This window comes from Acidimicrobiales bacterium, from assembly GCA_040219085.1.
Lineage (GTDB): Bacteria > Actinomycetota > Acidimicrobiia > Acidimicrobiales > JAVJTC01 > JAVJTC01.
On sequence record JAVJTC010000002.1, the window covers coordinates 52,141 to 76,475 of the forward strand.

Genomic DNA, 24,335 nt, shown 5'->3' on the forward strand with positions numbered 1-24,335 from the left:
GGGCCGACTGACCGGCCCCCTCAGCCGAAGAGACGGCGGGGGTCCATGCGCCACCGGAGTCGTGCGGTGACCGAGATCTTCGCCTCGGCCGACTCGGTTATCGCGTCCCTCGCAGCTTCGGCGTCGCGAACGAGAGGTTCGCCCGGTGCCGCAGCGGCGAACGCGGCCATCTCGGCGGCCACCCCGAGGCGGCGGCTGGCGCCTGAATCGATCCCCAGGGAACGGCCGAGGCGACCCGCGTATTCGACGGGCGTCTCCGTCGCCGTCGGCGTCACCCCGATGCGGTGACCGACCGAGGCGATGTCGTTCCACGCGAGGCGCACCCTGCCGGCTGCATCGTCGCCGACCTGTGCGACGAGACGGCGTCGGCGCGCGTCGGCGAGAGCGGGCACGCCGAGGACGAGCCCCACCACGACGACTGCGATGAGTCCGAGGACGACGAGCGTGGCGCGCAGGGCACCCGAACCGCCGGCCGGGCCGGGGTCCGCCCCTGAGGCCACCTCGTCACCGGGGGGGACGGTGTCCGAGCCGCCCGGATCCTCGAATCCCGGATCGGGGGTGGGCGTGGCGGAGCTGTCGCCGGGCGTCTCCACGCGGGTGGTCGGCGTGGTGGAGGGCCCCGACTCGTCCTGTTGCTCGGCGACGCCGGTGTAGTTCTGGGCGCCGGGGGCGCCGCGTCCGGGCGTCGGCTCGAACGCCACCCAGCCCGCGCCGGTGATGAACACCTCGGGCCAGGCATGGGCGTGTTCGCCCCGCACGCTGTAGAGGCCCGGTTCCACCTCGTCGCCGGGGGTGAACCCCACGGCGACCCTGCTCGGGAGTCCGATCACCCGCGCCATTGCGGCGAAGGTCCCGGCGAACTGCTCGCAGTAGCCGCGGCCGAGGGCGAGGAACTCCTCGATGGTGTCGGTCGAGTGGCCCGCAGCGACGTCGAGGTCGTAGGTGAAGTCGTTGCGGAAGTAGTTCTGGAGGGCCAGGGCCTTTTCATACGGGGTGGTCATGCCGCTGGTGAGTTCCACGGCCAGGCTTGCGGCGGTCGGGGAGAAGTTCTCGGGCAGAGCGAGGAATCCCCCGGTGATCTCGTCGGGCAGTGGCGCGTTCGCGGATGACAGGACCGCCGGGTCGAAGCGGGGGAGGGCGGAGGTGGTCTGGTAGCGCAGACCGTTGGAAGTCGGTCGGCCGTTCTCGACGATGAGGGTCGCCGACGTCGGCTCGTAGCTCACGCCGACGTCGGTCAGGTTCGTCAGCGTTCTCGGTTCGAACGCCGCCGGCAGCCACACCTGCGAGAGCGCGCTGATGCGGAACTCCTGGCTGGAGGTCACGACCGTGGTTCCCGAGGTGAAGTCGCTCGGGAGTGTGCCGCTCGCATCGTCGTAGTCCGCACGCGACTTCCAGACGAGTCCGTCGAACGTGTCGAGTGCGGTCAGGCGCCAGTAGGAGCGCTGGTCGCTGCGCACGGTGAAGACCTCGACGTCCTGCTGGTCGACGAGACGTCCGCGGATGTCCACGAGCGGACTGATCACGACCCGCGACGGGTCGTCGGAACCCTCCCCGATGTTCTTCCAGTCCACGATCGGTTCGTCGTCGACCCCGGGAAACGATGGGCCGATGACCCCACCGGCGACGATCGCGACCAGTGCAAGGCCCGCTGTGCCGGCGAGAATCGCCCGATACCCGTGGCGCGCCTGTTCGGCCCCGAGCCAGGTGCCGGTGGTCGCCTGATGGGCGGCCCGATGGGTCCCGATGAAAACGAGCAGTGCGGCCAGATAGAGCAGCGTGGTGGTGAGGCGGCCACGGCTCTCGCCGAACATCGCGACGAACACGACGAGTGCGAGCGTGGGTACGACCGACTCGACCGAGGAGCGGAGGCGGAACGCCGCCCAGTCGGCCAGGACGGCCACGAGCCAGACCGCGATGGCGGCGGCGAGGAGGAACCCGGTGGCGGAAGGGGCCGGGGCGCTCACGTTCTGGAAGAGCGCCCAGGCCGCGTCGAGATCGGCCCGCGCGCCGGTCCAGGTCCCACCGGTGGGAATCCCGGCGCGCGTGGTGGATCCGTAGTGGATCCATACGTTGGCCAACAGCACCGCGAGCCCGGCTCCCGCCGAGGCGAGGAGGATGCCGAATCCCCCTCGACGCAGGAGGACGAGAGCCGCGTGGGCGACCGTCGCGGTGACGATCAGGGGGAGCGCGTAGTCGTTGTCGACGAAGAGCCTGTCGAACCCGAGCACCGCCGTCAGCGTCAGCGCGTAGAGCAGGATCTCGGCAGGGATCTCCAGAGCCGACGAACGGGCGCGGGCGTTCACTGTCCGGTGGCCCGGCTGACGGCGTCGCTCCAGGCCTCGGCGAACGACTGGTCGTTTCCGATCGTCATGGTCAACGCGGACGTTACCGGCGCGTCGGCGGCTAGTGGGGTCGTGGCGAACCGGACCACGGCACCACCGCTGCGGCCGGCGAGTTCCGCCAGGACGCCTTCGTCATCCTCACCGGTGCTGTCGCCGACCACGGCGGTGACGGCGCCACCTCCGAGGAGATGGGTGAAGCCGATCGAGCCGGCGAGATCTCCACCGCTTCGTTGCTCGATCACGGCGAGCAACTCCGAGATGGGGTCCGATTCGACGGCGGGCGCCACCCACCCGGTATCGAGGCCGTCGGTGGAAATGAGGCGCACGGTGTCGGAGCGGGCGTGGCAGGCCGCGGTGATGCTGGCCGCGGCGGAGACCATCCGTTCGAAGCGCTCCGGATCCGCGGCCCTGCTGCGGACGTCGAGAAGGACGGTCGTGCGCCCCTGGCGCGGCGTCTCGTCCTGACGGATCATCAACTCGTCGAGCCGTGCGGTGGCCGGCCAGTTCACGCGGCGGAGGTCGTCGCCGACGACGTAGGGGCGGAGCGCGTAGAAGTCCTCACTCGAACGGCCGATGCCGGACGGTCGTCGTAGCACCCGCTGCGGATCCTCACCGGCGGGCCGGGGCGGACCGGCGATCTCGTCGATGGAGGGCAGGACGAGGATGAGGAGCCGCCCGGCGGCCTCTCGGCGCCGACGTGCCATGCCGAAGGGGTCGACGGTCTCGATGACGGCCGGCCCGACCTCGACGAGTCCACGACGGTCGGTCGGCAGCCGGTAGGCGACGCGCGTGGTCTCGTCGCTCGACAGGGGCGCCAACATGATCGAGGCGCCCCGGGTTCCCGAGACCCCGTCGGTGACGGTCAGGACCGGGCTGGACACGCGTGCCCGGTTGGTGACGGCCAGGTCGACACGACTCGCCTCGCCGGCGCGGACCCGGGGCGGTCGTGCCACCCGGGCGAGATGCAGACGTGGGCTCCGGACGGCGACGTGGAGCAGGCCGAGCCCGACGAGTGATCCGAGAGCGACGCCGATCACGAAGAGTTCGAAGATCCCCAGTACCCGGCCCGCGACGACACAGGTGCATCCTGCGACGAGCGTCAGCCAGCCTGTTCGGGTGGGCATGGGCCGCTCAGGTCGGCGCCGGCACCCGCGGGACGGGGACGCGCTGGAGGACCTCGGCGACGACGTCGGCATTCGAGCCCCCACGCATCCGCGCCTCGGGACGCAGCAGGAGTCGGTGGGCGAGGACGGGTTCGGCCAGGGCCTTCACGTCGTCGGGAGTCACGTAGCCGCGTCCGACCGCTGCGGCCCGCGAGCGCGCCGCACGCTGGAGAGCGAGCGTGGCCCGCGGCGACATGCCCAGGGTGAGGTGGGGGTGTTGGCGGGTCGTGTTGGCGATCTCGACCAGGTAGGTCTTTATCGCCGGCGCTACGTGGACCTTCTTGACCGCACGGGTCATCGCGATGACGTTCTGGGCTGAAACGACCGGCCTCAGGTCGTCGAGCGCATCGCCGGTGGCGTGGGTCTCGAGTATCTCGAGCTCGGCCTCGCGGCTGGGGTAGCCGACGCTGATGGTCATGAGGAAGCGGTCGAGTTGGCTGTCGGGGAGCGGATAGGTCCCCTCGTGTTCGATCGGGTTCTGCGTGGCGATGACCATGAATGGGCGCGGCAGGGTGTGGGTGGCGCCGTCCACGGTCACCTGGCGCTCGGCCATCGCCTCGAGGAGCGCCGCCTGGGTCTTGGGCGAGGTGCGGTTGATCTCGTCGGCGAGGACGAGTCCCGCGAAGATCGGGCCTGGGCGGAACTCGAAGGTGTTCGAGGAGCGGTTCCACAGCGAGACGCCGACGACGTCGGTCGGGAGCAGGTCCGGAGTGAACTGGATCCGGCCGAAGGTGACGTCGAGTGATTTCGCGAGGGCCTTGCCGAGGCTCGTCTTCCCGACGCCCGGCGCGTCCTCGACGAGGAGGTGACCCTCGGCGAGGAGACACACGAGCATGAGCCGGATCACGTCACGCTTGCCCTGGATGACCCGCTCGATGTTCGTCACGATGGCGTCGAACAGATCGGCGAAGCTCTCGCCCCGTGGGTTGGGTCTCGGTGCGCCGGGGCCGGGCGCGCCGGCCTCTGTGTCGACGGGCATCTGCGGTGGCATGGACACGGACGCGTTCCTCGGGGGTTCGGGAGGCACCGATCATACCGACGCACCGTGTGCTGTTCCGGGTCGGCGCCCTGGGCCGCTGCGGTAGTCTCGGCCCGGTGAGGACCGCTGTGGCCGCGATCGCGACGCGCCGAGACCTGTGGGTGACGGCGCTCGCCGTGGGTTGGCGACTCCGGCGTCGGCGATGGTGGATCCGGTTTCCGTTCCTGCCCGTGCCCGACTCGGGGTACCTGCGCCTGCGGGCGCTGACCGCGTACGGTGATCCGGACGCGCCGCCTGTACCGGCGGACGTCATCGCGTGGCTGGAGTGGTGCCGCGACGACGCCAGCCGGTAACGCCCGGAGCGGCGCGCCGGTCGCGACTAGCCTTCGCCGGATGGGCCGGGCCCTCGTGCTCAACGTGACAGACGAGCCACTCGGCGTCGTCGCGTCCCGGCGGGCGGCGGTCCTCGTGTTCGACGGCAAGGCCGACACGTTGCACGGGAGCGACGACGTGCTGCGCTCTGAGCGGATGGAGATCCCCGTCCCCTCTGTCGTGCGGCTCCGATACTACGTGCGCGTGCCGTACCAGTGGCGCGGCTCGATCAGCCGCCGCGGCGTCTTCGCCCGGGATGCGAACGCCTGCCAGTACTGCGGGGCGCGGGCGGACTCGATCGACCACGTCCGTCCACGCAGCCGTGGTGGTGCCCACACATGGGAGAACGTCGTGGCGGCGTGTCGCCCGTGCAACGCCCACAAGCGCGATCGCCTGTTGCCCGAGACGAACATGCGGCTGCGACGGGTGCCGGCCGCTCCACCGCGCTCGATGCGGGTGGTTCTGGCTCTGGGTGACGTCCCCGCATCGTGGGAGCCCTACCTGCCAGGGTGCGACCCGGCCCTGTCGGCGTGAGCGTGGCGGTCCCGTGACGTCGCGGGCGCGCTGGGAGGTCTCCTTCGCACGGGGTTCGGCCGCCGAGCTGCACGCGCTCGAGGTGCCGGTGTCGCCGGGCCGCGTTCTGCGGGTCTGCGAGCCGGTGCGTCCAGCGGTCGTACTGGGTAGTTCGCAGTCCCCGGAGCTCGTCGACGCTGCGGCGGCGGATGCAGCCGGCGTCGAGGTCGCCCGGCGCCGAAGTGGCGGCGGAGCGGTCCACGTGACTCCCGGCGCCGACGTGTGGCTCGACATCGTCGTGCCGGCGGGCGACCCGTTGGCGGTCGACGACGTCGGACGGGCCTTCTGGTGGCTCGGCGAGGTGTGTGCGGGGGTCGTGGCGGGCACGGGCGTGACGCCCCGGATTCACCGGGGTGGATGGGAACCCGGACCGGCGGGTCGGCTCGTGTGCTTCGCGGGCCTCGGTCCCGGCGAGGTGACCGTGGCGGGTCGCAAGGTCGTCGGCATCTCCCAGCGCCGCACGCGGGCGTGGTCCCGCCTGTCGGTGTCGGTGCTCACCCGTTGGGAGCCGTCCGTGCTCGAGGCGGTGCTGGTCGGTCTGCCGACGGGCGATCCCGGTCCGCTCGCCGACGTGGCCGTGGGCCTCGACGGGCCACGGGATCATCTCCGCGACGCCCTGGTGGAGGCCGTCACCTCGCTGTGACCTTCACGGCTCCCGGGTGGAGCCATCGGTCCGAGGGTGGGGGGAGCGGTCGCGTCGGTGGGCTTCCCCGCCTGAGCTCTCGCGCTTCGAGCGCGAATTTTCGCGCTCTGCGTGTGCCGATGGGCCGCGTGGGGAGCTTTTTGGTTGACGTGTGGGGGATTAGGGCGTAGTGTGGGGACTCGTGGGGAGATAGGGAGAGAAGGTCGTCTGTCGTGACAACAGACCGAGCGCGACGAGAACGAGCACTCACGTCGACGTCACCGACAGGCGACGCCGGCACCCCTGCTCCGGGACCACGGACGGATCGATACACGGGACGACAGACGGAAGAGCACGGTGTTCGTCGGATTTCTGGGAACGCACGAGCGGTCGCTGGACGACAAGGGTCGTCTCGCGTTGCCGGTCCCGTTCCGGTCCCATCTCGGCGACACCTGCTTCGCCACACGGGCGCCGGGAGCGGCCTGCCTCGGCGTGTGGACGGCGGAGGACTTTCAGAGAACGCTCGGTCGGCTCCGGGAGAGGGTTCGCAACGGCGAAGCCTCGACGAACCAGCTCCGCCGGTTCGCCGCGGGTGCCGCCGAGCTACGTCAGGACTCCCAGGGTCGTGTGGTGCTGCCCTCGCACCTGAGGGACGCGGTCGGGCTCGATCGCGAGGTCATGGTCATCGGCGCGGGGGACCGCGTCGAGGTCTGGGACCCGCAGCGTTGGACAGAGGTCCACGACGCGGCCGAGGACGCTGCCGACGACGGCAACTGGATGTGATGCAACCGATGACGACGACGAGAAAGGAGGAATCAGCGGTCCAATCCGTGATGCAGGGGCCAACGTGGTCTCGCTCATGGGCAGTCTCCCGGTCGACAGGATGGAAGGCCCCTACTCCGCCCGCTTGCCATCTAGCTCGATCGGGGAGAAATCCCGACGTGCGCCAGTTGGCCGGGAGACTGCCGATGAGCCGAGGCCCGCGCGGCGGAGAGCACCTCGAACAGTGAACTCGACGACGTTCGAACACGAACCGGTCATGGTGGCCGAGGTCATCGAGGTGCTCACCGCCGGGCCTGCGGGCACGATCCTCGACGCGACGGTCGGCGGCGCCGGGCACGCCACGGCCCTCCTGGAACAACGCGAGGATCTCCGCCTCGTCGGCCTCGACCGTGATCCCTCCGCGGTCGGGGCCGCAGCGGACCGTCTGGCGGTGTTCGGCGATCGCGCCGTGGTCGTCCATCGCCGTTTCGACGAACTCGACAGTGCACTCGATGCCCTCGGGGTGGACCGGATCGCCGGCGTGCTGTTCGATCTCGGCGTGAGTTCCCCTCAGCTCGACAGGGGTGAACGCGGGTTCTCCTACAGGCAGTCCGGACCGCTCGACATGCGAATGGATCCGACAGCAGGCCGCGACGCCGCGGCAATCGTGAACGAGGCGGACGCCGAGGAGCTGCGGTCTCTGCTCGTCGCCGGTGGCGACGAGCGTTTCGCCCGGCGGATCGCCGCGGCGATCGTCGCCGCCCGGCCCATCGCCGACACCACCGAACTCGCCGAGACCGTCGTCACCGCCATTCCGGCGGCGGCGCGCCGCGGACGCCACCCCGCTCGCCGGACCTTCCAGGCCATCCGGATCGCGGTCAACGACGAGCTGGCCGCTCTGTCCGCGGCGCTCACCATGGCCATCACCCGACTCGCCCCCGGTGGGCGCGGTGTCGTGATCTCCTACCACTCCGGCGAGGACCGCATCACCAAGCGCATCCTGCGCGACGCCGAGACCGGCGGCTGCGAGTGTCCCTCGGCGCTGCCGTGCGTGTGTGGAGCCGTCCCGACCGTGAAGCTCCTCGGGCGCCGCGGGCGTCGCCCCGGCGACGACGAGGTCGCCCGGAACCGTCGGTCCCAGTCAGCGCGGCTCCGCGCATTCGAGAGATTGGCCGCAACATGACGCCGACACGTACGCGTACAGCGGCGGTCCCCGATCGGCGGGCATCGACCGCCGCCGCTCCACTCCGCCGCCCCGACCCGCGTCCCGAACGCCATGGCGTACGTCCCGCACGGGCGCCCCGCCGCGACAGCACCCGCCTGGTGGGGGTCGTCGGCGTGGTCTCGGTGATCGTCGTTCTCATCGGCCTCTTCGGCATGGCGGCGTTCCACGCCGTGATCATCGAGGGCCAGCGTGACCTCGAGAGACTCGACGCCCACGCCGTGGAACTGCGCGCCGAGAACGACCGACTCGAAGTCGAAGTGGCGGCTCTGCTCGCCCCGGGCCGCATCGAGGCCGAGGCCAAGGCGCGGCTCGGCATGGTCGACCCCACCGATGTGACCTACCTCGCTCCCGTCCCTGCGGGCTCCGCGGTCCCGGGCGGGCAGTGACGCGGTGGACACCCGTCGACTCCCCGGCCCCGCGCGGCGCGCCGCCACGGCCACCGGATCACGGTCCGGACGTGTCGTCCGTCCGGCCTTCGCGCTCGTACGGGTCCGTCGACGGCTCTTCGCGGTGGGTGCGATCGTCGTCATCGTCGCCGGGGTACTGAGTTGGCGGCTGGCCGATCTCCAGCTACGCCATCCTGAGCGGTACGTCGAGTTCGGCCAGAGCCAGCGAACGGAGACCATCGCCATCCCCGGTGCACGCGGGGACGTCCGTGACCGCAACGGCCAGCTTCTCGCGACGTCACTGGATCAGGCAGCCGTGTGGGCCGACCCCCGCTTCGTGGGCGACCCGGTGACGGAGGCGGCGCTGCTCGCACCGGTGCTCGGCCTGGACCCGACCGCGCTCGCCGTGGACCTCGCCGCCGATTCGCGTTTCGTCTATCTGAGTCGCCAGGTGCCCGACGACGTCGTGGCTCAGGTCGAAGCGCTCGACCTCGACGGCATCTACACGTGGCCCGAGCCGAAGCGCTTCAACCCGGCAGGCGAATCGCTCGCCGGGTCGGTCGTGGGCCAGGTCGGTGTCGACAACGTCGGGCTGAGTGGAGTCGAGCTCGCGTACGACGAGATCCTGAGGGGAGCCGCCGGCGAACTCTCCTTCGAGCGTGATGCCCAGGGACGGGCGATCCCCGTCGCTCCCAGCGACCTCGAGCCGGCGCACCGCGGTGCCGACGTGCACCTGACGATCGACGGGTCCCTGCAGTTCGAGGCCGAGCAGGTTCTGCTGGCCCAGGTGGAGGAGATGGACGCCGCCGGTGGCGTCGTCGTGATCACCGTGCCGTCGACGGGGGAGATCCTCGCGATCGTCAACGTCGAGCGCGACGAGGAGACCGGTGAGCCGGTCGTGTCCAACGAGAACCGGGCGATCACCTGGGCCTACGAGCCGGGCTCGGTGATGAAGGCACTGACGTTCGCAGGTGTGCTCGACTCGGGTATCGCCAACCCCGATTCGGTCAAGGACGTACCCGACTCGATCGTGTTGTACGACGACACCTTCTCGGATCACTCCGGTCATCCGATCGAGGAATGGTCGGTCTCCGACATCGTGACCCGGTCCTCCAACGTCGGCTCCATTCTCTGGGCCCAGGAGCTCGGCGGGGCGCGCCTCGACGACTACCTGCGGGGATTCGGGCTCGGCGCTGCGACCGGCGTCGGTCTGCCGGGGGAGACGCCGGGCATCGTTCTGCCGCTCGACCAGTGGTCGGGGACGACGATCGGCACTGTCCCCATCGGCCAGGGGATCTCCGTGACCCCGCTGCAGATGCTGGCGGGCCTGAACGCCATCGCGAACGGCGGGGTCTACGTGCCGCCGACGATCGTCTCGGCGGTGGTGGAAGCCGACGGGACCCGTCACCAGCCCGCGGTCGCCGAGGGTCGCCGTGTGGTGGGTGAGGCCGCGGCCGCCCAGATGCGGACCATCCTGACACGGGTGGTCGACGAGGGAACCGGACAACTCGCCGCCGTGGAGGGCTACGCGGTCGCCGGCAAGACGGGGACGGCGTGGAAGCCGCTTCCCGGGGGCGGCTACGAGGACGGCGCAGGCAACTTCACGTACGTGACGACGTTCGCGGGGTTCCTGCCCGCCGACGACCCGCAGATCTCGATCATCGTCGTCATCGACGAACCCTCCGCCAGCATCTACGCGAGTTTCGCATCGGCACCACCGTTCGCGGAACTGGCGCGCTACACCCTGCGGCATCTGCGGATACCGCCCACCGGTGGTGTGGTCGCCGACATCCCCACTCCCGAGCCGGTCGCTGATCCGGCCCCCGACGCCCTGGCGGTGGGTGTGGCGGAGGGCCCCGCCACCGACGGTGAGCTCGAGGAGGCATCCGGTGCGGGACCGTGAGGTGCGTCTCGCCGATCTCGCTGACGCGGTGGGTGGCCGTGTCGTCGGCGACGGGGATGTCCACGTCCGCGACATCGCGACCGACTCGCGCGAGGTCCGGCACGGGGACCTCTTCGTGTGCGTCCCGGGACACACCGTCGACGGCCACGATTTCGCCGCAGGTGCGGTGGCCGGCGGGGCGGTGGCTCTCGTCGCCGAACGTCCGGTGGCGACGGAGGTCGCAACCATCATGGTCGACTCCGTACGTGCCGTGGTCGGGCCCCTCGCTGCGGCGTTCTTCGACCACCCGTCCCGCGACCTCACAGTGGTCGGAGTCACCGGGACGAACGGGAAGACGACGGTCACACACCTTGTCGCAGCCGCTGCCCGCGGTGGCGGCCACAGCGCAGTCGCTCTCGGGACCCTCTCGGGTCTCCGCACGACCCCGGAGGCCGTCGAACTCCAGCGCAACCTCGATCGCATGCGGGGCCAGGGTGTCGGGGTCGTCGCCCTCGAGGTCTCCTCGCACGCCCTGGCGCAGGGTCGCGTCGCAGGGACCCGTTTCGCAGTCTCGGTGTTCACCAACCTCTCACCCGAGCACCTCGACTACCACCGGACGATGGACGACTACGAGGCAGCGAAGGCGCGCCTGTTCGACCCTTCGCTGTCGCAGGCGGCGGTCGTGAACACCGACGACCCCGCCGGCCGTCGCATCGTGGCGCGCCTGGCGATCCCGTGCGTCGAGGTGTCGCCCTCGGCGACCACCGGCGTGTCGTCGGGGCCCGGGTCGACCTCGATGGACTGGCGCGGTGGATCCCTCGAGGTTCCCCTGGGAGGTTCGTTCATGGTGGCCGACGCCCTGCTGGCCGCCGAGGCCGCACTCCTGTGCGGCGTCGACGAGGCCGCCGTCCGCGCCGGCCTCCGTTCCGTCGCCGCCGTCCCGGGTCGCTTCGAGGTGGTCGCTGACGGAGCCGACGGCGCCCTCGTGATCGTGGACTACGCCCACACGCCCGACGCGTTGGCGACGACGCTCGACTCGGCACGCTCGTTCGCCCCGGGGCGCCTCACTGTCGTCTTCGGCTGCGGTGGGGATCGCGACACCGCCAAGCGTCCGGTGATGGGCGACATCGCGGCCCGGCGTGCGGACCGGGTGGTGATCACCAGCGACAACCCCCGCACCGAGAACCCCGCAGCCATCGCGGCCGCGATCCTCGACGGCGTCGACGAGAACCATCGACCTCACGTAGAGGTCGAGCTCGATCGCCGACGGGCGATTTCCATCGCCCTCGACGATGCCGGAGTCGGCGACGTCGTGGTCGTCGCCGGGAAGGGCCACGAGACCACCCAGGACATCGGTGGCGTGGTGACCCCATTCGACGACCGTGCCGTGGTGGCATCGCTGCTGGCCCCGGGGGAGGGCGCGCCGTGATCCGCCTGCTCCTGGCCGCGGGCCTGTCCCTGACGTTCTCGTTGGTGGGAACCCGCTTCCTCATCGACTGGTTGAGGCGTCACCGGATCGGTCAGCCCATCCGCGCCGACGGACCTGACGGTCACCACGTGAAAGCCGGTACGCCGACGATGGGCGGTGTCGCGATCGTGGGAGGTGCAACCCTCGCCTATGTCATCTCGGACTACTACAACGGCATCTACACCCGCACGGGACTCCTCGTCATGGCGGCGATCGTCTGCGCGGCGGGGGTCGGCCTCCTCGACGACTGGATCAAGGTCTCGCGCGAGCGCAACCTCGGCCTCACCAAGAGCTCGAAGATCGTCGGCCTCGTGAGCGTCGCCGTCGGCTGGTCGATCCTCATGGTCACCTTCACCGACGTGCACACCGAGCTCTCGTTCACCCGCCACGATTCGATCGACATCGACCTGGGTCCCGTGGGTTGGGTGATCTGGTCTTCGTTGCTCATTCTGGCAACAGCCAACGCCGTGAATCTCACCGACGGCCTCGACGGGCTGGCCGGTGGCTCGTCGCTGTTCGGCTACGCGGCGTTCGTCGTCATCAGCTTCTGGGCCTTCCGCAACCAGTCGATCTATGACATCCCCCATGCTCTGGACCTCGCCGTGGTGGCTGCGGCGATGCTCGGGGCGTGCGCCGGCTTCCTGTGGTGGAACGCGGCTCCCGCACGGATCTTCATGGGCGACACCGGGTCGCTGGCACTCGGGACGGGGCTCGCGTGCATGGCGCTGGCGACCAACACCCAGCTCCTGTTGCCGATCATCGGCGCTCTGTTCGTGGCCGAGACGCTCTCGGTGATCATCCAGGTGGCGAGCTTCCGGATCTTCGGTCGGCGGGTGTTCCGGATGGCCCCCATCCATCACCATTTCGAACTTCTCGGCTGGCACGAGACCTGGGTCATCATCCGCTTCTGGTTGGTGGCGGGCTTCGCCACCGCACTCGCCCTCGGGCTCTACTACGCCGACTTCATCTCGACGGGGGCGGCGGATTGAGCCGGGCACTCGTCGTCGGGTTCGGTGTGACCGGCCGGGCGGTCACACGGGCGCTCGTTCGACGCGGCCACGACGTCGTGGCTGTCGACGACGCCCCATCGGCCCGGATGGCCGCCGATGCCGCGGCGGATGCAGTCGAACTCGTGGCGTCGCCGTCGCCAGGGGCCCTGGGAGCGCTCGTCGCCGACGCGGACCTGTTCGTGCCGAGCCCGGGGATCCCCGAGTGTCACGCGGCGTTCGCGCTCGCCGAGGCACGGGGGCTCGCCGTCACCTCGGAGCTGGACCTGGCGACGGACTGGGACAGCCGGCCCGTGCTGGCGGTGACGGGGACGAACGGAAAGACGACGGTCACCGACCTGCTCGTGTCGATCCTCGAGGCGACCGGTCTGGGGGTCGTCGCGGCCGGCAACACGGATGTACCGCTCGTGGCGGCCATCGACGATGCGGCCGTCGACCTGTTCGTCGTGGAGGCATCGTCGTTCCGGCTCGCGCCGACGACGCGGTTCGCCCCCGCGGTCGCGACCTGGCTCAACTTCGCGCCCGACCACCTCGACGTGCACCGGAGCCTGGAGGTCTACGAGAGGTCGAAGGCAAAGGTGTTCGCCCGGGCGGGAGCGTGCGTCGGCAACCTGGACGATCCGGTCGTGGCCGCGCACCTCGCCGCTGTGAACGTGCCCGTCGTCGGCTTCGGGGTCGGCGCCGGAGCAGGCGGAGGTGCCGCGGCGGTGACCGTGGCCGGCGGTGATCTGACGGTGCACGGCCGATCGCTCTTGGCGGTGTCGGAACTGTGGCGGTCTCTGCCCCACGACATCGCGAATGCGATGGCTGCCGTCGCGACCATCGAAGCGGCGGCCGCCGCCGGGGTCGTGACCGTCTCCGAGTCGGTGATGGCCGGGGCGCTGCGTGGATTCGTCGGCCAGCCCCACCGGGTGGCGCTCGTCGCCGAGGTGGGCGGCGTCCGGTGGTACGACGACTCGAAGGCGACGACCCCCCACGCCGTGTTGGCCGCGCTCGCCGGCTTCGAATCCGTGGTGCTCATCGCCGGCGGCCGCGACAAGGGGGTTGATCTGGCGCCGCTTCTCGAGGGGGCGGCATCCATCAAGGCCGTCGTCGGCCTCGGCGAGGCCGGACCCGCGGTCGTCGGGCACTTCGATGGACTGCGGCCGACGGTGCTCGCTGCCGACATGGCCGCCGCCGTGGGTCACGCCGCCGAGCTCGCGGAGCCCGGTGACGTCGTTCTGTTGTCGCCCGCCTGCGCGTCCTTCGACCAGTACGCCGACTACAGCGCTCGTGGTGACGACTTCACCGCACGCGTCCACCGACTCTCCGAGGGGCAATGATGGCCGCCGTCACGACCAGACCACGCCGACCGGCCGGGCTCGCCCGACCAGCGGGACGCCGTTCGGGGACCTTCGTCTCGCTGTTCCTGCTCGTGCTGCTGTTGAACCTCATCGGTCTGGTGATGGTGCTGTCGGCCTCTTCGGTGACCTCGCTCGACGACAACGGCTCGAGCTGGTTCCACTTCCAGCGTCAGGCCATCTGGTCGTGTCTCGCCTTCGTCGCCCTGATGGTCACGATGCGCGTCGACTACCACCGCTGGCGCCACCTCGCCCGTCCGTTCCTGGTCGTGACGGTCGGACTCCTGCTCGTCGTGCTCCTGCCCGGTCTGGGTGTGAGCGCCAACGGGGCGTCCCGCTGGATCCAGATCGGTCCCATCACGATCCAGCCGTCCGAGCTGGCGAAGCTCGGCATCGTCGTCTTCTCCGCGGACCTGCTCGCGCGGCGTGCGCCGAGTCTGCACCGCAGCGTCGCGGGGCTGCGCCCGATCGTGGTCGTCGTCGCGATACTCGCCGGGCTCATCCTGCTGCAGCCGAGTCTCGGCGCGGCGATCATCGTCGGCGCGATCGCATTCGGGGTCATGTTCGTGGCCGGCGTGCGGTTCCTTCCCCTCGCGGCCACCGCGCTCGCGAGCATGGGGCTCGCCACGGCGCTGTCGATGTCCGCGAGCTACCGCCGCGACCGGGTCTTCGCCTTCCTCGACCCGTGGGACGACCCCCTCAACACCGGCTACCAGACCATCCAGTCCCTCGTCGGCATCGCTTCCGGCGGACTGTCGGGGACCGGCCTCGGGACCGGGCGCGCCAAGTTCGGCTACCTCCCCTTCGCCCACACGGACTTCATCTTCGCCGTGGTCGCCGAGGAACTCGGCTGGCTGGGAGCGACGTTCGTGATCGCGCTGTTCGTCGGACTCGCGATCGTCGGAATCCGCATCTCGATGCAGTCCCGCGACCTGTTGGGAACGCTGCTCGCAGCCGGCGTCACGACGTGGTTGACGCTGCAGGCGTTCATCAACATCGGTGCCGTCGTCGGGCTGTTGCCGGTGACGGGGGTCTCGCTCCCGTTCCTGTCCTTCGGTGGTTCGGCGCTGGTGGTCAACATGGCCGCAATCGGCATCGTGCTCAACGTCGCCCGCCAGGGCAGGGTCGCCTCGTGACCGCGCCGATCTGGGCGGTCGTGGCGGGTGGTGGCACGGCCGGCCACGTGTTCCCCGGTATCGCGATCGGCCGGGCTCTCGTGGCGGCCGGGCATCCGCCGGAGTCGATCCACTTCGTCGGCAGCCGTCGCGGTGTCGACAGCGACCTGGTCCCCGCGGCGGGCTTCGATCTGACCGTGCTGCCCGGTCGGGGCATCCGACGTCGGCTCACCTTCGACAACGTCGCAGCGATCACGGGTCTGGCTCGTGGGCTGTGGCAGGCCCATCGTCTGCTCGGTCGTCTCCGCCCCCGCGTGGTGATCTCGCTCGGTGGCTACGCCTCCGTGCCCTGTGCCGTTGCGGCGCTCCTGCGCCGCATCCCCGTGGTGGTCGCCGAGCAGAACGCCGTACCCGGTGCCGCGAACCGTCTCGTCGCCCGCTGGGCGCGCGCCTGTGCCGTCTCCTTCGCCGGTACGGACCTGCCGCGCTCGGTTCTGACGGGGAACCCGGTGCGTGAGGAGATCCTCGCCGTGGACCGGTCCGCAGGGCGTGCCGCGGCACGCACCCGGCTCGAAGTCCCCGTCGACCGGCATCTGATCGTCGTCTTCGGGGGTTCGCTCGGGGCCCGCCGCGTCAACCGGGCCACGGTCGACGCCTGTCGGATCCTCGCCGGACGGGGAGACCTGGCGGTCCGCCACATCGTCGGGGACCGTGACTGGGAGGAGGTCGCGGAGTCGGTCGTCGACGAGGGTGCCCTGACCCGTCGGCTCGTGCGTTTCGAGAACGACATGGCGAGCGTCTTCGCGGCTGCCGATCTCGTCGTCTGTCGGGCCGGTGCCACCTCGGTCGCGGAGCTGACCGTCACCGGCACGCCGTCGGTGCTCGTCCCCCTACCGGGCGCACCGGGTGACCACCAGAGCGCCAATGCCCGGGCGGTCGAGCGGACGGGTGGTGCGGTGGTAGTGCCCGACGAAGAACTCGACGGGCCCCGGCTCGCGGAGCTCATCACCACCCTCCTGGGCGACCCGGACCGCCTGGCGACCATGGGTGCAGCAGCCGCGTCCATGGCACACCGTGACGCGGCGGCCGCAGTCGCCCGTCTGGCTGAGGAGTACGCCCGTGCGTGACGCCGTCCGCCTCGACCTCGACCCGACGCATCGGCTGCGTGTCCATCTCGTCGGCATCGGTGGGGCCGGCATGAGCGCCATCGCGACGGTGCTCGCAACTCTGGGCCATGAGGTGACCGGCAGCGACCTGCGGACGTCGCGATCGCTCGAGAGCCTCCGGGCCCGCGGCATCGACGTGCGCGTCGGTCACGACGCCTCGGCTGTGGCCGGGGTGGACGTCGTCACCAGGTCGACCGCGGTGCCCGATCACAACGTCGAGGTCGTCGCCGCGCGCGAAGCCGGGATTCCCGTTCTGTCGCGGGCCGAGGTCCTGGCGGCCCTCACCCTCCTTCGACCGACTCTGGCGGTCGCAGGTACCCATGGGAAGACGACGACCTCGTCGATGACGGCACTGGCGCTGCGTCACGCCGGCCTGGACCCCTCCTTCATCATCGGTGGCGACGTGAACGAGATCGGCTCCGGGGCCCACTGGGGCGGTGACGACGGCTGGTTCGTGGTGGAGGCCGACGAGAGTGACGGGACCTTCCTCGCACTCGATGCCGGCGCCGCCATCGTGACGAGCGTCGAGCCTGACCACCTCGAGCACTGGGGTGGGTTCGACGCGTTGAGCGACGCCTTCGGTGAGTTCCTCGCGCGCGTCGACGGACCCCGGATCGTCTACGCCGACGACCCGGGCGCAGCCGCGGTCGCCGAGCGGGTGGGTGCGTTGACCTACGGCGTGTCGGCCGATGCCGACGTCCGTCTCGTGGATCGCCGGGCCCGCCGTACGGGTTCGTCGTTCCGGCTGGAGCGCGCCGGCCAACTCCTCGCCGAGGTGACCATTCCCCTCCCCGGGCTGCACAACGCTCTGAACGCGACCGCAGCGCTCGTGGCCGCGACCGAGCTCGGAGCCGACGTGGATGCCGTCGTCGAGGCGCTCGGCCGTTTCGCCGGGGTGGCGCGTCGCTTCGAGCATCGCGGCACCGCCGGCGGAGTCACCTTCGTCGACGACTACGCGCATCTGCCGACAGAGGTCGCGGCGACCCTCGAGGCCGCACGCGGCGGCGGGTGGGACCGGATCGTGTGTGTCTTCCAACCGCACCGGTTCAGCCGCACCGAGACCCTCGCGGCGACCTTCGCCGACGCATTCGGTGACGCCGACCGCATCGTCGTGACGGACGTGTACGGCGCAGGGGAGAAACCCCGACCCGGTGTCACGGGCAAGTTGATCGTCGACGCGGTTCTCGACGCACACCCGCGGGCCGATGTCGCATGGCTTCCCCACCGCGGCGATCTCACGGACTACCTCACCCGGCGACTACGGCCCGGCGACCTGTGCCTCACGTTGGGCGCGGGCGACCTCCCTTCGATGGCCGATGTCGTCGCGGCCCAGCTGGAGCAGCGATGACGGCTCTCGACGAGGTCGCGGGTCGGCTCGACGAGGCGCTCGGCGCCGGTCGGGTCCGACGGCGTGTGGACATCGGAACCCTGACCACCTACCGGGTCGGTGGAGCAGCGGAGGTCTTCGTGGAGCTCGACTCGGAGGAGGAACTCCTGGCCGTGGCCTCCGCGGTGGAGGACGTTCGTTGCGCCGGTGGTGATGTCGCGGTACTGGTCGTGGGGCGGGGCTCGAACCTGCTCGTGGCCGACACCGGGTTCGCCGGCGTCGCCCTGCGCCTGGGGGAGGGGTTCGCATCGATCACGATCGACGACGTCACGGTTCGCTGCGGAGGTGCGGCGCCACTGCCGGCGGTGGCGCGTCGCACCGCTGCGGAGGGGCTCAGTGGATTCGAGTGGGCCGTAGGGGTGCCCGGCTCCGTCGGCGGCGCCGTGCGGATGAACGCCGGGGGACACGGCTCGGACATGGCGGCGTCGCTCGTCGACGCCCGCATCGTCGATCTGGCCGGGGCGACAGTGGCGACCAGGTCCGCCACGGATCTGGCACTGGGTTACCGGTCCTCTGCGCTGGGCGCCGACGACGTGGTGACATCCGCCACGATCTCACTCGTGCGGGGGGAGCGTGGCGCTGCCGAAGAGGAGATCGCGGCCATCGTCCGCTGGCGGCGCGACAACCAGCCGGGCGGTCAGAACGCCGGTTCGGTCTTCGTCAATCCGGCGGGAGACGCCGCGGGCCGCCTCATCGACCTCGCCGGGTGCAAGGGACTACGGATCGGGTCGGCGGAGGTGTCGATGAAGCATGCCAACTTCATCCAGGTCGATCCGGGTGGTTCCGCGGCGGACGTGCGTGAGCTGATGGCGACGGTCGCCGAACAGGTCCGTCGCCACAGCGGTGTGGTGCTGAGGGCCGAGACACGGTTGGTGGGTTTCGACGAGCAGGACGTGGACGACGGGCACGACGATCGAGGAGGTCGGCGACGATGACGATCGCAATGCGGATGGACCCGCGGATCGCGGCGCGGCGCGCCGCGGTCGAGAACGAACACCAGCGACGACGGACCCGTCGGACGTTGTGGCTCGCCGCGGTGGTGCTGGCGGTCGCCGTCGCAGCGGTCGTCCTGCAGAGTTCGCTGCTCGCCGTGGACACGGTGACGGTCGAGGGCGCGGTACGCAGCGACCCCACGGTGGTCGCCGAGGTGGCAGGCATCGAGGAGGGTGCCTCCCTGCTCACGCTCGATCTGGCTGATGCGCGCGAGGCGATCGTCGCACTGCCCTGGGTGGCCGAGGTGGCCTCGGAGCGATCCTGGTCCGGCGAGGTCGTCTTCACCGTGACCGAACGCACCCCGGTGGCTGCGGTGGCCGCGGGACAGTGGTGGGCCGTCGTCGACATCGCCGGGCGTGTCCTGGAGGTCCATGAGGCGCCGCCCGCCGGCCTCGAGACCGTCGTCGGGGTGACCGCGCCGGCCGCGCCCGGCGCCTGGCTCGCAACGCGGGACCTGGCGGCGGTGGCCGTCGCGGCGCGTGCCGCTGGCGACGTCGTGGTGGGCGCGGCGACCCGTTCGGTCGCGGTGGACGAGCAGGGCGCTGTGGTGCTCGACCTCGAACAGGGCGGCCGGGTCCTCATGGGGGACGATCGCCAACTCGAGGAGAAGTTGACGGCTGTGAGAACGTTTCTCCTCGATGTCGAGTTGACATGTATGGTCACACTCGACGTGAGGGCTCCGAGTGCGCCGGTACTGAGGCGGGGTTGTTGACGTTCGCGCGCGGAGCGCGTACCGTTTGTTTCACGCGCGACCAGACCTTTAATTGTTTCGGGTCTCCAAACCTTAGACCTCAAGTTGAGAGTTTCGAGGGTCGCCATTGAACGGGAGAGAGACATGACGACCACTCCGCAGAACTATCTTGCTGTGATCAAGGTCGTCGGTGTGGGCGGGGGCGGCGTGAACGCCGTCAACCGGATGATCGATGCGGGGCTCCGCGGTGTCGAGTTCATCGCCGTCAACACCGACGCACAGGCGCTGCTGATGAGCGACGCCGATGTCAAGATCGACATCGGCCGGGAGTTGACCCGTGGCCTGGGAGCGGGCAGTGACCCCGACGTCGGCGCAGCGGCCGCCGATGCCAATCGAGACGACATCGAAGAGGCCCTGGCGGGGGCCGACATGGTGTTCATCACCGCCGGCGAAGGAGGCGGTACCGGTACAGGTGCGGCTCCGGTCATCGCCGAGATCGCACGCTCCATCGGCGCCCTCACCATCGCGGTCGTGACCCGTCCCTTCGGCTTCGAGGGTCGCCGGCGTGCCGTGCAGGCCGAGACCGGCATCACGCGACTCAAGGAGAAGGTCGACACCCAGATCGTCATCCCCAACGACCGACTTCTCAACATCTCCGATGAGAAGACGTCGGTGCTCGACGCCTTCCGCATGGCCGACGAGGTCCTGTTGCAGGGCGTTCAGGGCATCACCGACCTCATCACGACGCCCGGGCTCATCAACACCGACTTCGCCGACGTCAAGATGGTCATGAGCGACGCCGGTTCGGCCCTCATGGGCATCGGAACCTCCTCGGGTGAGGAGCGGGCGGTGTCTGCGGCCCGCAAGGCGATATCCAGTCCGCTGCTGGAGGCGTCCATCGAGGGAGCGCGCGGCATCCTGCTCACGATCACGGGCGGCAACGAACTCGGACTGTTCGAGGTCAACGAGGCCGCCGAGATCATCCAGTCCGTGGCGCACCCGGATGCCAACATCATCTTCGGTGCCGTCATCGACGACCAGATGGGCGACAGCGTCCGCGTGACGGTCATCGCCGCCGGTTTCGATCGTTGGGACGGCGAACGTGGTTCCGGGTCCACATCGTCGGCTGCCGCCACCAGCCGACCCACCGGCGCCTCACGCGGGGCCGACTCCGCCTCGGCCGCCGCGAGTACGCGTACGCGCACCGACGATGACGACGACGAGCTGTTCGGACTCACCGACCCGTTCGCGGAGTCCGATGACGGCGATGGAACCGCCGACGACTTCGACGTCCCCTCGTTCCTGCGCTGAAGCGGTGGCGGCTGCGTCCGCACGTCGCGTCGACCTGACTCTGTCGGCCGGCGACGGGCTCGTCGCACGGGTGATCTCGACCACCGCCGCCGCGGGCGACTTCACACCCGGTGCCGACGGCCTGGCCCGCCGCCACACCGACCTGGTCGATGCGCCGTGGACGTGGCTGCAACAGGTGCACGGCGCCGATGTGGTCGTCGTCACCGCACCGGGCGACGCCGCCGGCGAAGCCGCCGACGCGGCCGTCACGACCGTTGCCGGTGCACCACTGTCGGTCCGAACCGCGGACTGCGTGCCGGTCGTGCTCGCGGGTGAGGGTGCTCTCGCTGTGGTGCACGCCGGTTGGCGGGGCCTCGTGTCGGGCGTGGTCGGTTGCTCGGCGGCTGCGATGTCGACGCTCGGCGTCGTCGCCACCGAGGCGGTGATCGGACCCCACATCTGCCCCACCTGCTACGAGTTCGGAGCAACCGACCTGGCGCGCATGGCCGACATGTTCGGGACGGCGGTCATCGCAGAGACCGGCACCGGGCGACCCGCCCTCGACCTGGACGCGACCGTGCGGTCGGCGCTCGTCGATGCCGGCGTGACCGCCGTCGAGAGCGTTGGCGGATGTACCGCGTGTGACCCGGGCTACTGGTCACACCGTGCCCGGGGCGACATCGGACGCCAGGTCACGGTGGCCTGGCTGGAGAAGACCCTGTGACGATGCCACCGACCGGAGAGAGCGGCGACGTGGAGGCGGTGGCGCGCCGGCTCGCCGTCGCACGCGAGACGATGAGCGCGGCGGGCGACGCCGCCGGTCAGGTCACGGTCGTCGCGGTGACGAAGGGATTCGGCCCCTGGGCGGTCGCTGCAGCGGAGGCCGTGGGCCTCGGTGATATCGGGGAGAACTACGCCGACGACCTGATCGCCAGGTCCGAGGTCTCGCCCGGTCTGCGCCGCCACTTCATCGGACGCCTGCAGTCCAACAAGGTTCGACCGCTGGCCGGTTCGGTCGACGTGTGGCAGAGCGTCGACCGGCTGAAGCTCGTCGAACGGATCGCCCGGTACGACCCAGGCGCGACCGTCATGGTCCAGGTCGACATCAGCGCGGAGGCCTCCAAGGGCGGCTGTGCGCCGGCGGAGACCGGCTCGCTCGTCGGTGCTGCCCGCGACGCGGGTCTCGACGTCATCGGGTTGATGGGTGTCGCCGCCGTCGCCGCCGACGGGACCGTCGCCCGACAGTTCGCGACTCTGCGCTCTCTCGTCGACGACCTGGACCTTCAGCACTGCTCGATGGGGATGTCCGGGGACCTGGCCCTCGCGGTGGAGCAGGGCACCACGATGGTGCGCCTCGGTACCGCCCTGTTCGGCCCCCGGCCACGGTGAAGGTGATCGTGGCGCTCCCACGTCGGAGCCCGGGAGGTCCGCGCCGCCTGGATCGCCGCGTGCGAGACTAGTATTCCCAGGGCCCACGACGGCTGTTGGAGATTCGATGTCGGTCTGGAAAAAGACGTTGCTGTACCTCGGGCTCGGCCCCGACGAGGAGTACGAGGACTACGACTACGACGCCCACGGCGCCGGATCCGCCGACGACGCCCGTCGGCCCGCCCCCGCCGCTGCTCAGGTACAGCGTTCGCCGCGCGGCGGTGCCGAGGATCCCGGCAACGTCAGGGCCATGCCCACCCCGCGTAGCAGCGACCCCGTCGAGGGGGACGCGCCGCGCATGCAGCCCCGCGCCGTGCGTCCCGTCGGTTCGACCACGGTGCGGCCGCGTCCGGCTCCACCGCAGGCGAACCCCCACGTCGTGGTGCCCCACGGTTTCAACGACGCCCAGGAGATCGCCGACCGGTTCAAGTCGAAGCAGCCGGTGATCGTGAATCTCCAGGAGGTCGAGCGGGACCTCTCACGTCGGCTCATCGACTTCGCGAGCGGGCTCTGTTACGGACTCGGTGGTCACATGGAACGCGTCGCCAACCAGGTCTACCTGCTAACGCCGACCGATGTTCAGGTGACGGCCGAGGACCGCCAGCGCCTCGCTGAGCAGGGCTTCACCGAGGGCTGACCGCCTTCCCACACCCGGAGCCCCCGCCATGGTGATCGTCTGCTATCTCATCCTGTTCTACATCATCGCGGTCTTCGCCCGGATCATTCTCAGCTGGTTCCCGCTGGACCCCGACGGGCCGATCGCGACCGTCGCCGGCTTCCTCTACATGGTGACGGATCCGGTTCTGACACCGCTGCGGCGCATGATCCCACCGATCCGGATGGGCGGGATGGGGCTCGACCTCTCGCCGACGATCGTGTTGTTCGGCCTCTTTTTCCTGCAGGCCGTCATCTGTTGACGCCCCGGGGCTGTCGCACGCGACCGGAGGCCGCGCAGTAGCCTTGCCTGCCATGGATCTCACGCCCCAGGTGATGAAGGACGTGCAGTTCTCCGAGGCACGGCGCGGGTACGACCCGGCCGAGGTCGACGAGTTTCTCGCACGCGTAGGGCGCGCCGTCGCCCAACTCCGCCAGCAGGTGGCCGACGCTGAGGCCCGGGCGGGTTCGCCCGCGACCGGCGGCGCCGGACCACAGCTGCACGACCCCGACCGCGCCGTGCAACGCATGCTCGCCGCGGCCCAGGAGACCGCTGACCGCGTGGTGCACGATGCCGAGAGCGACTCGGTGGAGGTGCGTCGCCAGGCCGAGGCCCACGCCGTGACTGTCACCGCAGAGGCCGAGCACCAGTCCAAGAAGCTGGTCGCCGACGCCGAGGCCCACGCCGAGCGGATCAAGAGCGGTGCGCTGGCCGAGGCACGCCGACTGGTCGAGGAGACCCGGGCTCCGCTGGTCGCCGAGGTCGAGGCGCTACGCGCCGCGCGTCAGGAGCTCGCCGCCGACGTGGAGAGCTTCGAAGCTCATCTCGCACGGCGCCGCGGGGATCTCAGCGGGGTGGTCGAGGCTCTGGGCCGTCTGGTCTCCGACGAGGCGCTGGCCGGGACCGCTGCGCCCGCGATGGCCGACGTGGATCCCGAGGTCACCGAGTCGTCGATCGAGGTCGGGGTGGTCGCGGCGGAGCCCGACCCCGAGCCGGAACCTGAACCGGAGCCCGAGCCCGACCCCGAGCCGGAACCTGAGCCGGAGCCGGAACCCGAGTCTGAAGCGACGGGGTCGGCCATCCTGGACCTCACGGGCCAGGAGGCGCCGACGCCCGAGCCGATGTGGGCCGACGAGCCCGAACCGGCCGCGGAGCTGCGGCCCCGGGAGTCAGCGGCTGCGCAGGCCGATGACGGGGCGCCGCGTTCCGATGGCAGCGAGGGCGAGGTGATCCGCGGGGCGTTCGCCGAGGAGCCACCCGCCGACGGAGGCGATGCCGCGCTCGACTTCTACGAGGCGGGCGTCGACAGCGGCTACGAGACCGGCGACGACACCGGTGGGGACTCGTTCCTCGACGAGTTGCGCCGTGCGGTCGACGACGAGGACCCGCTGGGTACACCCGACGACGATGCCGATCGGGCGATGGCTGCCTTCTTCGACCAGGACGACGAGGAACCGAAGGGTCGCTTCCGGCGACGCTGAGCGCCGCG

General features: G+C 70.6%; 24 protein-coding genes. 21 read left to right on the forward strand and 3 right to left on the reverse strand.

Features of this window, described 5'->3' with window-relative positions; genetic code table 11:
- Window positions 1-20: 20 nt before the first annotated feature.
- Genes RIE08_00305 through RIE08_00315 form a run of 3 tightly spaced genes read right to left on the reverse strand, consistent with a single transcriptional unit; the run spans window position 21 to window position 4,496 of the window.
- Window positions 21-2,303 (reverse strand): DUF3488 and transglutaminase-like domain-containing protein, encoded by a 2,283-nt coding sequence (locus RIE08_00305; protein ID MEQ8716028.1) that lies wholly within the window; start codon window positions 2,301-2,303, stop codon window positions 21-23.
- On the reverse strand, window positions 2,300-3,466 hold the full coding sequence (locus RIE08_00310) for a DUF58 domain-containing protein (GenBank protein MEQ8716029.1): 1,167 nt from the start codon (window positions 3,464-3,466) through the stop codon (window positions 2,300-2,302). Before RIE08_00310 ends, RIE08_00305 begins: the two co-directional genes overlap by 4 nt.
- Window positions 3,467-3,473: 7 nt before the next feature.
- Entirely contained in the window at window positions 3,474-4,496 is a 1,023-nt protein-coding gene (locus RIE08_00315) for a MoxR family ATPase (protein ID MEQ8716030.1), read from the reverse strand.
- Window positions 4,497-4,600: 104 nt separating this feature from the next.
- Between RIE08_00315 and RIE08_00320 the strand changes: the two genes are divergently transcribed.
- The 21 genes from RIE08_00320 (at window position 4,601) to RIE08_00420 (ending at window position 24,327) form a co-directional block, all read left to right on the forward strand.
- Window positions 4,601-4,837 carry a hypothetical protein gene (locus tag RIE08_00320; GenBank protein MEQ8716031.1) on the forward strand — a complete coding sequence of 79 codons (237 nt, stop codon included), beginning with the start codon at window positions 4,601-4,603 and terminating at the stop codon, window positions 4,835-4,837.
- Window positions 4,838-4,877: 40 nt separating this feature from the next.
- A complete protein-coding gene (locus tag RIE08_00325) occupies window positions 4,878-5,390 on the forward strand; it encodes an HNH endonuclease (GenBank protein MEQ8716032.1) in 513 nt (170 codons plus the stop codon).
- Between the two features lie 13 nt (window positions 5,391-5,403).
- On the forward strand, window positions 5,404-6,072 hold the full coding sequence (locus RIE08_00330; protein ID MEQ8716033.1) for a hypothetical protein: 669 nt from the start codon (window positions 5,404-5,406) through the stop codon (window positions 6,070-6,072).
- 336 nt (window positions 6,073-6,408) lie between these two features.
- Window positions 6,409-6,834: a cell division/cell wall cluster transcriptional repressor MraZ gene (locus RIE08_00335; GenBank protein MEQ8716034.1), complete on the forward strand. Its 426-nt coding sequence runs from the start codon at window positions 6,409-6,411 to the stop codon at window positions 6,832-6,834.
- Between the two features lie 223 nt (window positions 6,835-7,057).
- Complete coding sequence (gene rsmH, locus RIE08_00340; protein ID MEQ8716035.1) at window positions 7,058-7,996, forward strand: 16S rRNA (cytosine(1402)-N(4))-methyltransferase RsmH; 939 nt, start codon at window positions 7,058-7,060, stop codon at window positions 7,994-7,996.
- A complete protein-coding gene (locus RIE08_00345) occupies window positions 7,993-8,424 on the forward strand; it encodes a septum formation initiator family protein (protein MEQ8716036.1) in 432 nt (143 codons plus the stop codon). The genes rsmH and RIE08_00345 overlap by 4 nt, the downstream gene beginning before the upstream one ends.
- Window positions 8,425-8,428: 4 nt before the next feature.
- Window positions 8,429-10,327 (forward strand): penicillin-binding protein 2, encoded by a 1,899-nt coding sequence (locus tag RIE08_00350; protein ID MEQ8716037.1) that lies wholly within the window; start codon window positions 8,429-8,431, stop codon window positions 10,325-10,327.
- Window positions 10,314-11,735 carry a UDP-N-acetylmuramoyl-L-alanyl-D-glutamate--2,6-diaminopimelate ligase gene (locus RIE08_00355; GenBank protein MEQ8716038.1) on the forward strand — a complete coding sequence of 474 codons (1,422 nt, stop codon included), beginning with the start codon at window positions 10,314-10,316 and terminating at the stop codon, window positions 11,733-11,735. Before RIE08_00350 ends, RIE08_00355 begins: the two co-directional genes overlap by 14 nt.
- A complete protein-coding gene (gene mraY / locus RIE08_00360; GenBank protein MEQ8716039.1) occupies window positions 11,732-12,763 on the forward strand; it encodes a phospho-N-acetylmuramoyl-pentapeptide-transferase in 1,032 nt (343 codons plus the stop codon). Before RIE08_00355 ends, mraY begins: the two co-directional genes overlap by 4 nt.
- The gene (murD, locus tag RIE08_00365; GenBank protein MEQ8716040.1) at window positions 12,760-14,103 is read left to right on the forward strand and encodes a UDP-N-acetylmuramoyl-L-alanine--D-glutamate ligase; all 1,344 of its coding nucleotides are present in this window, start codon (window positions 12,760-12,762) and stop codon (window positions 14,101-14,103) included. Before mraY ends, murD begins: the two co-directional genes overlap by 4 nt.
- On the forward strand, window positions 14,103-15,257 hold the full coding sequence (gene ftsW, locus RIE08_00370; protein ID MEQ8716041.1) for a putative lipid II flippase FtsW: 1,155 nt from the start codon (window positions 14,103-14,105) through the stop codon (window positions 15,255-15,257). The genes murD and ftsW overlap by 1 nt, the downstream gene beginning before the upstream one ends.
- The gene (murG, locus tag RIE08_00375; protein MEQ8716042.1) at window positions 15,254-16,363 is read left to right on the forward strand and encodes an undecaprenyldiphospho-muramoylpentapeptide beta-N-acetylglucosaminyltransferase; all 1,110 of its coding nucleotides are present in this window, start codon (window positions 15,254-15,256) and stop codon (window positions 16,361-16,363) included. The genes ftsW and murG overlap by 4 nt, the downstream gene beginning before the upstream one ends.
- A complete protein-coding gene (gene murC, locus RIE08_00380) occupies window positions 16,356-17,750 on the forward strand; it encodes a UDP-N-acetylmuramate--L-alanine ligase (GenBank protein ID MEQ8716043.1) in 1,395 nt (464 codons plus the stop codon). Before murG ends, murC begins: the two co-directional genes overlap by 8 nt.
- Complete coding sequence (gene murB / locus RIE08_00385) at window positions 17,747-18,724, forward strand: UDP-N-acetylmuramate dehydrogenase (GenBank protein MEQ8716044.1); 978 nt, start codon at window positions 17,747-17,749, stop codon at window positions 18,722-18,724. The genes murC and murB overlap by 4 nt, the downstream gene beginning before the upstream one ends.
- The gene (locus tag RIE08_00390) at window positions 18,721-19,494 is read left to right on the forward strand and encodes an FtsQ-type POTRA domain-containing protein (protein MEQ8716045.1); all 774 of its coding nucleotides are present in this window, start codon (window positions 18,721-18,723) and stop codon (window positions 19,492-19,494) included. The genes murB and RIE08_00390 overlap by 4 nt, the downstream gene beginning before the upstream one ends.
- Before the next feature lie 123 nt (window positions 19,495-19,617).
- A complete protein-coding gene (gene ftsZ / locus RIE08_00395) occupies window positions 19,618-20,784 on the forward strand; it encodes a cell division protein FtsZ (GenBank protein ID MEQ8716046.1) in 1,167 nt (388 codons plus the stop codon).
- Between the two features lie 4 nt (window positions 20,785-20,788).
- Window positions 20,789-21,487, forward strand: a complete 699-nt coding sequence (locus tag RIE08_00400; protein MEQ8716047.1) for a polyphenol oxidase family protein — start codon at window positions 20,789-20,791, stop codon at window positions 21,485-21,487.
- 2 nt (window positions 21,488-21,489) lie between these two features.
- Complete coding sequence (locus RIE08_00405) at window positions 21,490-22,152, forward strand: YggS family pyridoxal phosphate enzyme (GenBank protein MEQ8716048.1); 663 nt, start codon at window positions 21,490-21,492, stop codon at window positions 22,150-22,152.
- Window positions 22,153-22,258: 106 nt separating this feature from the next.
- Entirely contained in the window at window positions 22,259-22,828 is a 570-nt protein-coding gene (locus RIE08_00410) for a cell division protein SepF (protein MEQ8716049.1), read from the forward strand.
- Between the two features lie 28 nt (window positions 22,829-22,856).
- Window positions 22,857-23,108 (forward strand): YggT family protein, encoded by a 252-nt coding sequence (locus tag RIE08_00415; protein ID MEQ8716050.1) that lies wholly within the window; start codon window positions 22,857-22,859, stop codon window positions 23,106-23,108.
- A 52-nt stretch (window positions 23,109-23,160) separates the two neighbouring features.
- On the forward strand, window positions 23,161-24,327 hold the full coding sequence (locus RIE08_00420; protein ID MEQ8716051.1) for a DivIVA domain-containing protein: 1,167 nt from the start codon (window positions 23,161-23,163) through the stop codon (window positions 24,325-24,327).
- Window positions 24,328-24,335: the final 8 nt, after the last annotated feature.

What these genes read in the sequence shown, in the direction of transcription:
- RIE08_00405 (MEQ8716048.1), top strand. Translation starts at nt 21,490, where the DNA reads ATGCCACCGACCGGAGAGAGCGGCGACGTGGAGGCGGTGGCGCGCCGG.
- RIE08_00420 (MEQ8716051.1), top strand. Translation starts at nt 23,161, where the DNA reads ATGGATCTCACGCCCCAGGTGATGAAGGACGTGCAGTTCTCCGAGGCA.
- ftsZ (MEQ8716046.1), top strand. Translation starts at nt 19,618, where the DNA reads ATGACGACCACTCCGCAGAACTATCTTGCTGTGATCAAGGTCGTCGGT.
- RIE08_00345 (MEQ8716036.1), top strand. Translation starts at nt 7,993, where the DNA reads ATGACGCCGACACGTACGCGTACAGCGGCGGTCCCCGATCGGCGGGCA.
- ftsW (MEQ8716041.1), top strand. Translation starts at nt 14,103, where the DNA reads ATGGCCGCCGTCACGACCAGACCACGCCGACCGGCCGGGCTCGCCCGA.
- RIE08_00410 (MEQ8716049.1), top strand. Translation starts at nt 22,259, where the DNA reads ATGTCGGTCTGGAAAAAGACGTTGCTGTACCTCGGGCTCGGCCCCGAC.
- RIE08_00390 (MEQ8716045.1), top strand. Translation starts at nt 18,721, where the DNA reads ATGACGATCGCAATGCGGATGGACCCGCGGATCGCGGCGCGGCGCGCC.
- RIE08_00415 (MEQ8716050.1), top strand. Translation starts at nt 22,857, where the DNA reads ATGGTGATCGTCTGCTATCTCATCCTGTTCTACATCATCGCGGTCTTC.
- RIE08_00310 (MEQ8716029.1), bottom strand. Translation starts at nt 3,466, where the DNA reads ATGCCCACCCGAACAGGCTGGCTGACGCTCGTCGCAGGATGCACCTGT.
- RIE08_00325 (MEQ8716032.1), top strand. Translation starts at nt 4,878, where the DNA reads ATGGGCCGGGCCCTCGTGCTCAACGTGACAGACGAGCCACTCGGCGTC.
- RIE08_00315 (MEQ8716030.1), bottom strand. Translation starts at nt 4,496, where the DNA reads ATGCCACCGCAGATGCCCGTCGACACAGAGGCCGGCGCGCCCGGCCCC.
- murB (MEQ8716044.1), top strand. Translation starts at nt 17,747, where the DNA reads ATGACGGCTCTCGACGAGGTCGCGGGTCGGCTCGACGAGGCGCTCGGC.